General features: G+C 72.9%; 14 protein-coding genes. 6 read left to right on the forward strand and 8 right to left on the reverse strand.

The features are described from left to right. Positions 1-13: 13 nt before the first annotated feature. From ACFWN1_RS02100 to ACFWN1_RS02120, 5 genes are all read right to left on the reverse strand, one after another. The gene (locus ACFWN1_RS02100) at positions 14-937 is read right to left on the reverse strand and encodes an LLM class F420-dependent oxidoreductase (protein ID WP_384357196.1); all 924 of its coding nucleotides are present in this window, start codon (positions 935-937) and stop codon (positions 14-16) included. A 298-nt stretch (positions 938-1235) separates the two neighbouring features. Beyond that, positions 1236-1706, reverse strand: coding sequence for a DUF6099 family protein (locus tag ACFWN1_RS02105; RefSeq protein WP_384357198.1), 471 nt, complete (start codon positions 1704-1706; stop codon positions 1236-1238). 175 nt (positions 1707-1881) lie between these two features. Then, positions 1882-2226: a nucleotide pyrophosphohydrolase gene (locus ACFWN1_RS02110; protein ID WP_384357200.1), complete on the reverse strand. Its 345-nt coding sequence runs from the start codon at positions 2224-2226 to the stop codon at positions 1882-1884. Continuing rightward, on the reverse strand, positions 2223-3410 hold the full coding sequence (locus ACFWN1_RS02115; protein WP_384357202.1) for an ATP-binding protein: 1188 nt from the start codon (positions 3408-3410) through the stop codon (positions 2223-2225). The genes ACFWN1_RS02110 and ACFWN1_RS02115 overlap by 4 nt, the downstream gene beginning before the upstream one ends. A gap of 148 nt (positions 3411-3558) precedes the next feature. Next, entirely contained in the window at positions 3559-3942 is a 384-nt protein-coding gene (locus tag ACFWN1_RS02120) for a cell division protein SepF (RefSeq protein WP_384357204.1), read from the reverse strand. 239 nt (positions 3943-4181) lie between these two features. Here ACFWN1_RS02120 and ACFWN1_RS02125 point away from each other — a divergent pair, with 239 nt between their 5' ends. The 5 genes from ACFWN1_RS02125 to ACFWN1_RS02145 all read left to right on the forward strand — a co-directional run bounded on the left by ACFWN1_RS02125 (position 4182) and on the right by ACFWN1_RS02145 (position 10688). Further along, positions 4182-5987, forward strand: coding sequence for a methylmalonyl-CoA mutase family protein (locus ACFWN1_RS02125; RefSeq protein WP_384357206.1), 1806 nt, complete (start codon positions 4182-4184; stop codon positions 5985-5987). Further along, positions 5987-8161: a methylmalonyl-CoA mutase gene (gene scpA / locus ACFWN1_RS02130; protein ID WP_384357208.1), complete on the forward strand. Its 2175-nt coding sequence runs from the start codon at positions 5987-5989 to the stop codon at positions 8159-8161. Before ACFWN1_RS02125 ends, scpA begins: the two co-directional genes overlap by 1 nt. Positions 8162-8168: 7 nt before the next feature. After that, on the forward strand, positions 8169-9164 hold the full coding sequence (gene meaB / locus ACFWN1_RS02135) for a methylmalonyl Co-A mutase-associated GTPase MeaB (protein ID WP_384357210.1): 996 nt from the start codon (positions 8169-8171) through the stop codon (positions 9162-9164). A gap of 94 nt (positions 9165-9258) precedes the next feature. Next, positions 9259-10179 carry a DUF4232 domain-containing protein gene (locus tag ACFWN1_RS02140; RefSeq protein ID WP_384357212.1) on the forward strand — a complete coding sequence of 307 codons (921 nt, stop codon included), beginning with the start codon at positions 9259-9261 and terminating at the stop codon, positions 10177-10179. A gap of 29 nt (positions 10180-10208) precedes the next feature. Then, positions 10209-10688 carry an NUDIX hydrolase gene (locus tag ACFWN1_RS02145; RefSeq protein WP_384357214.1) on the forward strand — a complete coding sequence of 160 codons (480 nt, stop codon included), beginning with the start codon at positions 10209-10211 and terminating at the stop codon, positions 10686-10688. A 273-nt stretch (positions 10689-10961) separates the two neighbouring features. On the opposite strand, the gene ACFWN1_RS02150 is transcribed toward ACFWN1_RS02145, so the two are convergent. Continuing rightward, positions 10962-11801, reverse strand: coding sequence for a helix-turn-helix transcriptional regulator (locus ACFWN1_RS02150; protein WP_384357216.1), 840 nt, complete (start codon positions 11799-11801; stop codon positions 10962-10964). 103 nt (positions 11802-11904) lie between these two features. Between ACFWN1_RS02150 and ACFWN1_RS02155 the strand changes: the two genes are divergently transcribed. Then, positions 11905-12606 (forward strand): SDR family NAD(P)-dependent oxidoreductase, encoded by a 702-nt coding sequence (locus ACFWN1_RS02155; RefSeq protein ID WP_384357218.1) that lies wholly within the window; start codon positions 11905-11907, stop codon positions 12604-12606. 46 nt (positions 12607-12652) lie between these two features. Here the strand turns inward: ACFWN1_RS02155 and ACFWN1_RS02160 are convergent, their stop codons facing one another. After that, positions 12653-13048 (reverse strand): hypothetical protein, encoded by a 396-nt coding sequence (locus tag ACFWN1_RS02160; protein WP_384357220.1) that lies wholly within the window; start codon positions 13046-13048, stop codon positions 12653-12655. Positions 13049-13098: 50 nt separating this feature from the next. Beyond that, positions 13099-13569, reverse strand: a complete 471-nt coding sequence (locus tag ACFWN1_RS02165) for a diadenosine tetraphosphate hydrolase (RefSeq protein ID WP_384357222.1) — start codon at positions 13567-13569, stop codon at positions 13099-13101. Positions 13570-13587: the final 18 nt, after the last annotated feature.

A 13587-nucleotide genomic window follows, 5' to 3' on the forward strand; every position in this document is an offset into this window, starting at 1 on the left:
CCGGATGGGGGGGTCAGGAGAGCTGGGGCATGACCTCGGCGGAGATCAGCTCCAGCTGGTCGAGGTCGTCGAGGTCGAGCAGCTGGAGGTAGATCCGCTCGGAGCCGACCGCCTCGAATCGGCCGATCTTCTCGACCACCTCGGCCGGGGTGCCGGCCAGGCCGTTGGCCTTCAGCTCGTCGACCTCGCGGCCGATGACGGCGGCCCGGCGGGCCACCTCCGCGTCGTCCCGGCCGACGCAGGCGACCAGGGCGTTGGAGTAGACGAGGGAGTCGGGGGCGCGGCCGGCCTCCTCGGCGGCGGCGCGGACCCGGCCGAACTGGCGCTCGGTGTCCTCGACGGAGGCGAACGGGATGTTGAACTCGTCGGCGTAGCGGGCGGCGAGGCGCGGGGTGCGCTTGGCACCGAGGCCGCCGATGAGCACCGGGATCTTGTGCTGGGCGGGCTTGGGCAGCGCGGGGGACTGGGTCAGGTCGTAGTAGGTGCCGTGGAAGTCGTAGGTCTTGCCGGCCTCGGTGGCCCACAGGCCGGTGACGACCTCGAGCTGCTCCTCCAGGCGGGCGAACTTCTCCTTCGGGAAGGGGATGCCGTACGCCTTGTGCTCCTCCTCGAACCAGCCCGCGCCGAGGCCGAGTTCGACGCGGCCGCCGGACATCTGGTCGACCTGGGCGACCTGGATGGCGAGCACGCCGGGCAGCCGGAACGTCCCGGCGGTCATGAGGGTGCCGAGCCGGATGCGGCTGGTCTCGCGGGCGAGTCCGGCGAGCGTGACCCAGGCGTCGGTGGGGCCGGGCAGGCCGCTCCCGCCGCCCATGCGCAGATAGTGGTCCGAGCGGAAGAAGGCGTCGAAGCCGAGATCCTCGGTGGCCTTCGCCACGGTGAGCAAGGTGTCGTAGGTGGCGCCCTGCTGGGGCTCGGTGAAGATACGAAGGTCCATACCCTCCATCCTGCCCGCCATCGGCCCGGCGAGCCGCATCGGCACCAGAGCGCGCCGTGGCGCGGGCCTCACCTTCGGCCCCGGTACCGCCACGCGGGACTCGCCCCGGCCCCCGGCACCACCGCGCGGGCCACATCCCCGGCACCACAACACAGGCTTCGCCCACCGCCCCGGCACCACAGCCCAGGCTTCGCCCCCGGCCCCGGCACCACAGCGCAGGAAGCACCCCCGCCCCCGGCACAGCGCGGGCCTCGCCCCCGGCCTACAGCGCGGGCCACACCCCCTACCACCCCACGCCTCAGCCAGGCTCCCGCTCCGGCAGCAGCTCCTCCCTGGCCGCCAGCTTGCGCAGCATCTCCAGGACCCGGTCACGGGACTCATCCGCCGCGTCGATGGCCTCCATGCACTGCCAGTACACCGCCTCGTCGGACGCGGCGCTGGCCACGCCGACCAGGGCCATGCCGACCTCGCCGAGCAGCCCGCACAGGGACAGCAGGGTCCGGCGCGGGTCGGCCAGCTCGGTGAGCCGGGCGGCGAGCAGGTCCCCGGTGTCCAGCTCGGGCCGGTCCAGCACGCCGCAGCCCCGGCCCGCCAGCTCCATCAGCCCCAGTGCCTCCCCGCGCAGCTCGGGCGGCCCGGACACCGCCAGCCGGCTGCCGATCGCCTGTGACAGGGCCTGGGCCTCCCACACCTCCCGCAGCGTCCCCGGCGCGTCGGCGCTCGCCACCAACGCCTCTCTGCTGATCTCGATGAGCCGTAACGCGTCCATCCGCCGCCCCGTCCCCGTCCGTCCGTTCGACCGCACACACGTCTTCACTACCCAGAGTGATGGCAGTTGGGGCGAAAAGCCAGCGGAAGACGGAAATCTGTGGACAACAATTCGGAATCAGCAGGGAAACTGACTCCATAGAGTGATAACGGAGCGCGTCGGTCCGCCCTACCGATCAGGGCACGTCCCCCGTTCCCGGCACCGGAAACCGCCCCTCGTTCCGCTCGATCTTGGCCGCGAGCGCCGCCAGCGGATCGATGCCCAGCACCTCGCAGAACTGGAGGAGGTACGCGAGGACATCCGCGACCTCGTCCGTGACGCGGTGCGCCGTACCGGGGTCGTCCATCACGCGGGCCGACTGCTCCGGGGTCAACCACTGGAAGATCTCGACCAGTTCGGCCGCCTCCACGCTGAGCGCGGAGGCGAGGTTCTTGGGGGTGTGGTACGGCTGCCAGTCGCGGGCGGCGGCGAACTCGGCCAGCCTGCGCTGGAGTCCGGCCAGATCGGGATGTTCGGTCACGGCTCCAGGTGTACCACCGTGACGCCCGGTGTCCCCGTGGCCCAGGCCGCGTCGCCGACCGCGCCCACGCAGCGGATATGGCCACGCTCCCCCATCCGGGCCGCCGTGGCGAGGAGTTGGGTCCGCTGGCCGGGGTCGAGGCAGCGGTCGAACCCGTCGGCGAGCACGGTCAGGGTGCGCAGCGCGTCCGGCACCTCCCCCGGTGTGTCCACGTCCAGCACCCCGGGCCCGGTCAGCAGGACCAGGGCCAGCGCGACATAGCGCAGCTCGCCGTCCCCGAGCCGGGCCAGCTCGGTGCGGTGGCCGTCACCCCGGTCCAGCAGCGCCCGTACCGTGCCGTCCCGCAGCCGTTCGGCGGCCAGGTCGGCCACCGGGCCGGCGCATCCCGCGCGCACCACCTCGACCAGCCGGGCGTGCCGGCGCCCGCACTCGGCCCGGGTACGGCTGAGGACATCGGCGAGGTTGTCGCAACCCGGCAGCAGCCGGCCCGAACCGGTCGGCACCGGGACCCGCATACGGGCCGGTGCGGGGTCGCAGGGGAAGACCGAGCGCAGCGCGACGACCATCTGCTCGGCGGCCGCCAGCACCCGGCGCTGGCCGTCCGTCTTGCCGGCCACCCGCAGCGGCAGCAAAGGGGTGCCCAGCAAATCGTCGGGGAGCGGGGCGCGGGTCACCGGGGCGGCGCCCGCGGTGTGCCAGGCGGCCTGCACGGTCCGGCGTTCCGGGTCGCGCAGAGCGGTCTCCAGCAGGACGACCCCGCCCGCCTCCAGCCGTTCGCCCACGATGCGCAGCCGGGGTTCGGCCTGCACCGCCACGTCGAGCCGGACCGGGCCCTCGACGCCGTCCGCCGTGCACCCGATCCGGAAGCCGCGCCGCCCCTCGGCGTCCGGCCGGGCCCGGTCGGGCACCCAGGCCGCCGGGTCCGGGAACACCTCGCCCAGCGTGGCCCCGCCGCCGAGCCGCGCGAGCGCCTCGTAGGCGGCGAGCGCGGTCGACTTGCCGGAGCCGCTGGGCCCGGCGAACAGGGTGACGGCGCCCAGCGGGAACGAGGCCCGGCGGTGCCCGGCGAACGCGGACAGCCGCAGCTCGGTGATCCGGGCGCGCACGTCGTACCCGTCGGGGAACGGGGCCGGAGCGGGGGCCGAGGGGCGGGGGGTGACCGGGCTTACCGAGGTGACCGACATGAGCGGACCGTAGGACCGCCCTCGCGGGGCGAACCGTTTTCTCCCCGGACCTTCCTACGATCGGGCGACCGCACCGGCCCCCGGCACACCACCCGCTCGGCCGAACCGTCCTAAGAAACGACGGGAGAACGGCGACAGACAGCGCCCCTCAGCCCGACGCCTCCATGCCCATCAGCCCGCTGACCTCGGTCCCCGGCGGCGTCAGCAGGAAGACATTGCGGTCCACGCGATGCATCCCGCTGCCCAGCCCGAACACCACACCGGTACTGAAGTCCAGTACGCGCTTGGCGACATCGCCCTCCGCCCCGGACAGGTCGAGCAGCACCGGGACCCCGGACATCAGGGTCTCGGCGACGTCGCGGGCGTCCGCGAAGACGGTGACCCGCAGGACGACGAACCGGCGGCGCGCCTCGGTGTCCGCGTCCGGGAGCGCCCGGTGAGCGACCGCGGACGGCCATGCGTCCCGGCCCCGCAGCGGCACGACCTGGGCGAGCCCTTCCCACTGTTCATCGGTGACGTCGTAACGGCTCACCGGCTTCCCCCGACCTGACTCGCTTTCGATGCCTGCACCAGCCAATTCTTACGCCAAGTCACCCGTTCGGCCCAACAACGACACACTGGGCGACACAGCCCTGATCCGGCGTCCGGCCCACCTGCCGTGCACAAGGCGCCGGTAGGGCCGCCGGGAGGCCCGGATCACCGTGGCAACGAGGGGAACGTCACAGGCCGTCGTGCTGCTGTCACCCGAGCGGCCTGCCCTAACATCCGAGCATGACGGTCCTGCCTGACGACAGGCTCTCCCTGGCCGCCGAGTTCCCTGACGCGACGCATGAGCAGTGGCAACGCCTGGTCGAGGGTGTGCTGCGCAAGTCCGGCAGGGAAGTCTCCGGCGCTGCGGTCGAGGACGCCCTGTCCACCACGCTGGAGGACGGGCTGCGCACCCGGCCGCTGTACACCGCGCGCGACGCCGCGCCCGACCCCGGCCTGCCCGGCTTCGCGCCGTTCACCCGCGGCGGCCGCCCGATGGGCAACACCCCCGGCGGCTGGGACATACGGCAGCGGCACGCGGCGCTCTGCGACGGCTCGGTGCTGGCCGATCTGGAGAACGGCGTCACCTCCCTCTGGCTCGTGCTCGGCGAGGCCGGCATCCCCGTCGCGGACCTGGGCCGCGCGCTCGACGGCGTCTACCTGGACCTCGCCCCTGTCGTCCTGGACGCGGGCGCGGACACGAAGGCGGCGGCGGACGCGCTGCTGAAGCTGTACGAGGAGCGGGGCATCGCCCCCGAGGACGTACGCGGCAGCCTGGGCGCCGACCCGCTGGGCCACGAGGCCCGCACCGGCACCCCGCTCGACTTCGCCCCCGTGGCCACGCTCGCGGCCCGTGCCGCCGCGTACCCGGGGCTGCGCACACTGACCGTGGACGCGTTGCCGTACCACGAGGCGGGCGGCTCGGCCGCGCAGGAGCTGGGCGCCTCCCTGGCCACCGCCGTGGCGTATCTGCGGGGGCTGACCGAGGCCGGGCTGAGCGCCGAACAGGCCGCCGCTCAGCTGGATTTCCGGTACGCGGCCACCGCCGACCAGTTCCTCACCATCGCCAAGCTCCGCGCGGCGCGCCGCCTGTGGGCGCGGGTCGCCGAGGTGTGCGGGGCGCGGGGCGCGGGCGCCCAGGTGCAGCACGCGGTGACCTCGCCGGTGATGATGTCCCGCCGTGACCCGTGGGTGAACATGCTGCGGACGACGGTGGCCACGCTGGCCGCCGGGGTGGGCGGCGCCGACTCCGTGACGGTGCTGCCGTTCGACCACGCGCTGGGCCTGCCCGACGCGTTCGCCCGCCGCATCGCCCGCAACACCTCCACGATCCTGGTCGAGGAGTCGCACCTCGCGCGGGTCGTCGACCCGGCGGGCGGTTCCTGGTACGTGGAGCGGCTGACCGACGAACTGGCGCACTCTGCCTGGGAGTTCTTCCGGTCCATCGAACAGGACGGCGGCCAGGCGGCCGTGTTGCGCTCCGGCCGGCTCCGCGACGACCTCGCGCGCACCTGGCAGGAGCGGTCCGCGAAGCTCGCCAAGCGCCGCGAACCCATCACCGGTGTCAGCGAGTTCCCCTTCCTGGACGAGAAGCCGGTACACCGCGAGCCCGCCCCCGAACCCCCCTCGGGCGGCCTGCCGCGCGTGCGCCGGGACGAGGCGTACGAGGCGCTGCGCGCCCGCTCCGACGCCCACCTGGCCGCGACGGGTACGCGCCCCCGCATCTTCCTCGCCACGCTCGGCCCGGCCGCCGAGCACACCGCCCGCGCCTCCTTCGCCGCCAACCTCTTCCAGGCGGGCGGCATCGAACCGGTCACCGGCGGGAACTTCGAGGAGAGCGGCGCCACCGAGGCCGTCCTCTGTTCCAGCGACGCCCGCTACGCCGAGGAGGCCGCACAGGCCGCCGGGGCCCTCCGCGCGGCCGGTGCCCGCCACGTGCACCTGGCGGGCCGCCCCGCCGGGTACCCGGGCGTCGACAGTTACGTCTTCGCGGGCTGCGACGCCGTCGCCGTCCTGTCCGCGACTCTCGACCGCATCGGAGCGTCCTGATGGGTATCCCCGACTTCTCCGGCATCGAGCTGGGCACCCCGGCCGTCGACGGTGGCGCCGAGGAGTGGCATGCGGCCGTCAAGCGGGGCACCGGGGGCACCGAACCGCTGTGGGAGACCCCGGAGGGCATCGAGGTCAAGGGCCTGTACACCGGCCGTGACCTGGAGGGCCTGGACTTCCTGGACACCTACCCGGGCATGGCGCCGTATCTGCGCGGGCCCTACCCGACGATGTACGTCAACCAGCCCTGGACGATCCGGCAGTACGCGGGTTTCTCCACGGCCGAGGAGTCCAACGCGTTCTACCGGCGCAACCTCGCGGCCGGCCAGAAGGGGCTGTCGGTCGCCTTCGACCTGCCCACGCACCGGGGTTACGACAGCGACCACCCGCGCGTGACGGGCGATGTCGGCATGGCGGGCGTGGCCATCGACTCGATCCTCGACATGCGGCAGCTCTTCGACGGCATCCCGCTGGACCGGATGACCGTGTCGATGACGATGAACGGCGCCGTGCTGCCGGTGCTGGCGCTGTACATCGTGGCGGCGGAGGAGCAGGGCGTACCGCCCGAGAAGCTGGCCGGGACCATCCAGAACGACATCCTCAAGGAGTTCATGGTCCGCAACACCTACATCTATCCGCCGAAGCCGTCGATGCGGATCATCTCCGACATCTTCGCGTACACCTCGCAGCGGATGCCGCGCTACAACTCGATCTCCATCTCCGGATACCACATCCAGGAGGCGGGCGCGACGGCCGACCTGGAACTGGCGTACACCCTCGCGGACGGCGTGGAGTACATCCGGGCGGGCCGGGAGGCGGGGCTGGACGTGGACGCGTTCGCGCCCCGGCTGTCGTTCTTCTGGGCGATCGGCATGAACTTCTTCATGGAGGTCGCCAAGCTGCGCGCGGCCCGGCTGCTGTGGGCCAAGCTGGTCAAGCAGTTCGACCCGCAGAACGCCAAGTCCCTGTCCCTGCGCACCCATTCGCAGACCTCGGGCTGGTCGCTGACCGCGCAGGACGTGTTCAACAACGTCACGCGTACGTGCGTGGAGGCGATGGCCGCGACCCAGGGCCACACCCAGTCGCTGCACACCAACGCCCTGGACGAGGCCCTGGCGTTGCCCACCGACTTCTCCGCGCGCATCGCCCGCAACACCCAGCTGCTGATCCAGCAGGAGTCGGGCACCACCCGGGTCATCGACCCGTGGGGCGGCAGCGCGTACGTGGAGCGGCTGACGTACGACCTCGCGCGCAAGGCGTGGCAGCACATCCAGGAGGTCGAGGCGGCGGGCGGGATGGCGCAGGCCATCGACGCGGGTATCCCGAAGCTCCGGGTGGAGGAGGCGGCGGCGCGCACCCAGGCCCGTATCGACTCCGGGCGGCAGCCGGTGATCGGTGTCAACAAGTACCGCGTGGACAGCGACGAGCAGATCGACGTGCTCAAGGTCGACAACTCCTCGGTGCGCGCCCAGCAGATCGAGAAGCTGCGGCGGCTGCGCGCGGAGCGGGACGACGCGGCGTGCCGGGACGCGCTGGACGCGCTCACGCGGGCGGCGGACGGCGAGGGCAACCTGCTGGAGCTGGCGGTGGACGCGGCCCGCGCCAAGGCGACGGTGGGCGAGATCTCGGACGCGCTGGAGAAGGTGTACGGCCGGCACGCGAGCCAGATCCGTACCATCTCCGGGGTGTACCGCAACGAAGCAGGCGAGTCCCCCTCGGTGGACCGCACCCGTGCCCTGGTGGACGCCTTCGGGGAGGCCGAGGGGCGCCGGCCGCGCATCCTGGTCGCCAAGATGGGCCAGGACGGGCACGACCGGGGCCAGAAGGTGATCGCCACGGCCTTCGCCGACCTCGGCTTCGACGTCGATGTCGGCCCGCTGTTCCAGACGCCGGACGAGGTCGCCCGGCAGGCGGTCGAGGCGGACGTGCACGTGGTCGGGGTGTCCTCGCTGGCCGCCGGTCACCTCACGCTGGTCCCGGCGCTGCGGGAGAAGCTGGCCGAGGAGGGGCGCGCGGACATCATGGTCGTGGTGGGCGGCGTGATCCCGCCGCAGGACGTGCCGACGCTGCTGGAGATGGGCGCCACGGCGGTGTTCCCGCCCGGCACGGTCATCCCGGACGCGGCGCACGACCTGGTGAAGCGGCTCGCCGCCGACCTCGGCCACGACCTCTGAGCCCGGCATGGCCGCGACCGATCTCGACACCTATGTGAAGGGCGTGCTGGACGGCAAGCGCGCCCTGGTGGCCCGCGCGATCACCCTGGTCGAGTCCACCCGCCCGCAACACCGCTCGCTGGCACAGGAGTTGCTGACCGAGCTGCTGCCGCACAGCGGGCGGGCGCGGCGGATCGGGGTGAGCGGGGTGCCGGGCGTGGGCAAGTCCACGTTCATCGACGCGTTCGGCACCATGCTGACGTCGCTCGGGCACCGGGTGGCCGTGCTCGCCGTGGACCCGTCCTCGACGCGCACCGGCGGCTCGATCCTGGGCGACAAGACCCGGATGGAGCGCCTCGCGGTGGACCCGCACGCGTTCGTCCGCCCATCCCCCAGCGCGGGCACGCTGGGCGGCGTGGCGAAGGCGACCCGCGAGTCCATGGTGGTGATGGAGGCGGCCGGGTACGACGTGATCCTGGTGGAGACGGTCGGCGTCGGCCAGTCGGAGACCGCGGTCGCCGACATGGTGGACTCCTTCCTGCTGCTCACCCTGGCCCGCACCGGCGACCAGCTCCAGGGCATCAAGAAGGGCGTGCTGGAGCTGGCCGACGTGATCGCGGTCAACAAGGCGGACGGCCCGCACGAGCGGGACGCGAAGGCCGCCGCCCGTGAACTGGCGGGCGCGCTACGGCTGATGCACGGCAAGGACGCCTTCTGGACACCGCCCGTGCTGCATTGCAGTGCCCGGGAGAAGAGCGGTCTGGACACGGTGTGGGAGCGCCTGGAGCAGCACCGCACGCTGCTGGACTCCACAGGCCGCCTGACCGCCAAGCGCCGTGACCAGCAGGTGCGTTGGACGTGGTCGATGGTGCGCGACGAACTGCTCGGCCGGCTGCACACGGACCCCGGGGTGAGGCGGCTGGCACCGGGCCTCGAACAGGAGGTCAGGGACGGGACGTTGACGGCGACGCGGGCGGCGGACCGGATTCTGCGGGCGTTCGAGGAGCGGGGCGGGTCGCTGTAGCGGTCCTGTGACCGGAGGAGTGGCCTCCACCACAGCGGGTGTGCTCCGCTGCTGATCAACTCGCCTGATGCGCAAATCATTCGCAGGTGTGGGAGTGCTCTTGGCTCTCGCGGGGTGTGGCACCGTCGAGCCCGGAGCGGGCGGGGTGCGGGCGGAGTCCCCGTGCCCGTCGAAGGCCCCGCGTTACGGCGAGGTCCCTCGCCCCCGCCCCACGGCCACCGCCGAGGCCCCGCGCCCGCCGGGCTCGCCCACCCCGGTGCCGTCCACCACGGGGACCGTGCGGGACGGGGTACGGATCACCCGCCTGTACTCGGGCGCGATCGACGAGGAGGGTGTCTGCCGGCCGAGTTCCCTGACGGCGGAGTTCGAGGTGACCAACCCGGCCTCGCACGAGATGACGTACACGATCGTCCTCGACGCCAGGGGATACACCGGGGCGAGCCGGGTCATGGGCCCGGTCGAACCGGGGAAGACGGTGCGCGGCCGGGTGGCGATGACCCGGGAACACGGCGACCTCGCGGGCGGCACCAGCGTCTCGATCCTGTCCGTACGCAGCGTTCCCAGCGCCGAGACCCCGGCACCCGGCGGCCCCTGCCCCGCCTCCGGTGTGCGGGTGTACGCCGACGAGGGTGACGCGGCGATGGGCCTGCGGGTCGTGGGCCTGCACCTGGAGAACTGCGGCAAGAAGCCGTACGCGGTGGACGGACGCCCGGAGTTGGAGATCATCGACGCCGGTCACGAGCGCGTCGACGGGGTGCGGATACTGCCCTCCGCCGAGGTCGCCCAGCTCGGCGGCCCGCCCGACGTGGCCCGCCCGCTCACCCTGCGGCCCGGTGAGCGTGCCCTGTCCGGCATCGTCTGGCGCAACACGGTGCAGGCCGTCGACGGGGCCGTGAACGCCCCCTACCTCCGCGTCCGCGCCAGAGCCGGCGCCGCGCCGGTGACGCTGACCCCGGAACTGGACCTCGGCACGACGGGCAGACTGGGGGTCCAGGCATGGCGGAAGCAGAAGTGACGGGATCTTCCGCCCGATCGGAAGGGGACATGGTGGAGGACATCGCCTACGCCGACAACGGGCGGCCCTCGCCGCACGCGCTCACCGGGGCCGGGGTCGCCGTGACCGACGCGGCCGGCCGGGTGCTGCTGGGCTGGTCGAGGAAGCGCGGGGCGTGGGAGCTGCCGGGCGGCAAGAACGACGCCGGGGAGGGCTTCGCGGAGGCCGCGGTACGGGAGTTGGCGGAGGAGACGGGGCTGCGGGCCGAGGCGGAGGACGCGCGGCTGCTGGCGCTGCTGATGGACTCCGTGCACGGCATCCCGCGCGTGACGGCGGCGGTGCGGGTGAGCGCGTTCGAGGGCGAACCGCGCGTGCGCGAACCGGAGTTGATCGAACGCTGGGAATGGCATGATCCAGCGACCCTGCCCCGGCCGTTGTTCACGCCGAGCGCGCATGTCATCGACACGGTGTGGCCGGGCCTCCTCACGGGGCTGCCGCCGGTACACCGGTATCCACTGGCAGGGTCTTAGGCCACCGACCGGGTACGGAACGCACGGCCATCCGCGCCAGCCCCATTCTGCGACCGCACCGAGCGGCAGGGTGGCGGCGAAGGGGCTGATCGCGGCCGAGCCGGAGTCGGGCTAGAAGTGGACGGCGTACAGGAGAAACCGAGCGCGGAGCCGGCCGGTAGGAGGTGGCCGCGCGAGAGCCAGGCTCGAAGTCGCCCGATCGGGGGGCGTGTCGTGGAGGCCAGGGTGCTTCCTGCCGTGCGGCGGGCTCCGGTCACGGGCACCCGGAAAGACTCAGACAGCCACCTCCTGTGTCCCCAACACCATGAGCAGGGCCAGTTGTTCGGCATCCTCGGTGCCGGGTTCGGCGGTGTAGACCATGACCCGCAGATCGCTGCCGGCGACGGAGAGGATGTCGCAGTCGAGGGTCAGCGGGCCCACCACCGAGTGGTCGATGGTCTTGCGCGCCGCGTCATGGACGCCGACCGTGCCGCTGTCCCACAGCTCCGCGAACCGGGCGCTACGGGTGCGCAGTTCGGCGATCAGCTCGCCGAGGGCACGGTCGTCGGGGTAGCGTCCGGCGGCCGCGCGGAGGTCGGCGACGAGGGCGGACTCGAAGGCGGCCAGCGACTCGGGGGTGTGCCGTACGCCGGAGCCGGGTCCGACGAAGTTCCGCCAGACACCGTTGAGTTGGCGGCCCTTCCAGCGGGTGGAGTCGCCCATGAGGGCCGCGTAGGGCGGATTGGCGGTGAGCAGGGTCCAGGCCGCGTCGTAGACGGCGACCGGGGTGCGGCCGAGCCGGTCCAGCAGCCGGTGCACGCTGGGCGGGATGAAGGTCGGCACGCTCGTCGGGGCGGGCGGGGCGAGTCCGGCGAGCCGGTGCAGATGGTCGCGCTCGGGCGCCGACAGGCGCAGCGCCCGGGTGAGCGCCTCCACGACCTGGGAGGAGGGGTTGGTGGCCCGGCCCTGCTCCAGCCGGGTCACGTAGTCGACGGAGATCCCGGCGAGCTGGGCCAGTTCCTCCCGCCGCAGCCCCGGGGCCCTCCTGCGACCGCCCAGGGGCAGCCCCGCCTCGCCGGGCGGGAGCCGGTCCCGCCAGCGGTGGATCGCCGTCCCTAGTTCCGCGCTCGCCATACGGTCCAGTGTGCCGCGCGGGGCGTGCGCCCGCCTGGTACCGCCGGTCCCAGGAAATCCGGTCCTCTGGCTGCCGGCGGACGCCCGGCGGAAGCTGGAACCCATGACGAACACACTGATCACCGGAGCGAACAAGGGCCTCGGCTACGAGACCGCCCGCCGCCTGCTGGCCGAGGGCCACACCGTGTACGCCGGCGCCCGCGACGAGGAGCGGGGCAGGAGGGCAGCGGCGGAGCTGGGCGCGACCTTCGTACAGCTCGACGTGACCGACGACGCGTCCGTACTGGCGGCGGTCCGCACGCTGGAGGCGGCGGGCGGCCTGGACGTCCTGGTCAACAACGCCGGCATCGAGCCGCGCCGCCCGGACGGCGGCTTCGTGGACCCGGCGGCGGTCACGGCGGACGACGTCCGGACGGTCTTCGAGACCAACGTCTTCGGCCCGGTACGCGTCCTGCAAGCCTTCCTCCCCCTCCTCCTCCGCTCCCCCGCCCCGGTCGTGGTGAACGTCAGCAGCGGCCTCGCCCTCACCCGCGCCCTCGCCGACCCGTCCGCCCCGGAGCACTTCTACCCCGACCTCTCCTACCCCGCCTCCAAGGCCGCCCTGAACATGCTGACCGTCCAGTACGCGAAGGCGTTCCCGAACCTGCGCGTCAACGCGGCGGACCCGGGCTTCACCGCGACCGACCTGAACCACAACACGGGGACGCGGAGTGTGGCCGAGGGGGCGGACGTGATCGTACGGCTGGCGTGCGAGAGGGAGGCGAGCGGGACGTTCCAGGAGGGGACGGGGGTGCGGGGCTGGTGAGGGCGATGGTTGACGGGCGGGCAAGCAGGGAGCCGGAGCGGCGGGATCAGGACCGAGGGCGCCGCCACGCCCACACCGACGCCGTGCCTGCCGCGTAGGCCGCGATGGTGAGCAGCCACGCGACCGCGTCCAGTGCCCGCCGGCCCCCAAGGGGGGCGGACGCGGCGGGCGCGACCGAGACGACGGTGGCTGTCCACCCGTCGCCGGACGCGAGCGGCTCGATCAGGAAGCCCGACCGGGCGGCCGCGCCGGCCACCAGTACCGGCATGAGCAGTGAGCGGACGGTGCGCGGGAGATCCTCGTGGGCCCAGCCCGCCACGAGCGCGGCCCCCGCCAGTATCAGTACCGCGCCACTCAGCCAACTGGTCGGCCACAGCCCGGCGAAGCCGTCCGGGTCGGGCTCGCGGGCAAGGAAGGACGCCAGCAGCAGCGCGGCCGGCACGACGGCGAACAGGGCCGTGCCCCACCAGGTGTAGCGCGTGTTCGGACGCTCTAATGCGGTTGATCCAGTTCCTGGCCGATCGCATCCCGCAGTACGTCATGCTGCGGACCGAGCCTGAAGCGCTCGTCGCTCCACCGGTCACGCGGATAGAGCCACACCGGCATGCCCACCAGCTCGGCCGGCTCCCACTCGAACCGGGGCCAGACATGCGCGTGCAAGAACGGGTCCGTGTTCCCCAGGATCTCCAGATTGACTCGGCGAAATGCCGGGTCCAGCCGCCGACAGACCCGCTCGACCGCTTCGCCGAGCCGTTCCATGTCGGACAGGAACGACAGCCGTCTAGCCCTTGACAGGTCCGACAGCCGCTGCACACCCGGCTCGTCGACGAGCAGAATCGAGTAGCCGGGCAGGAACTGAACGTCCCCGATCACCGCGAACCCTGCCGTCAGCCGCCGGAGCACGGTCGGGTTCTCGCCCTTCAGCGCGGCCCCGACCCGGTCCATCCGCCAGTCACCAGTCATGGCCAGAACCTACATCTC

Origin of the sequence: Streptomyces sp. NPDC058459 (assembly GCF_042721685.1) — a bacterium.
Classification (GTDB): domain Bacteria; phylum Actinomycetota; class Actinomycetes; order Streptomycetales; family Streptomycetaceae; genus Streptomyces.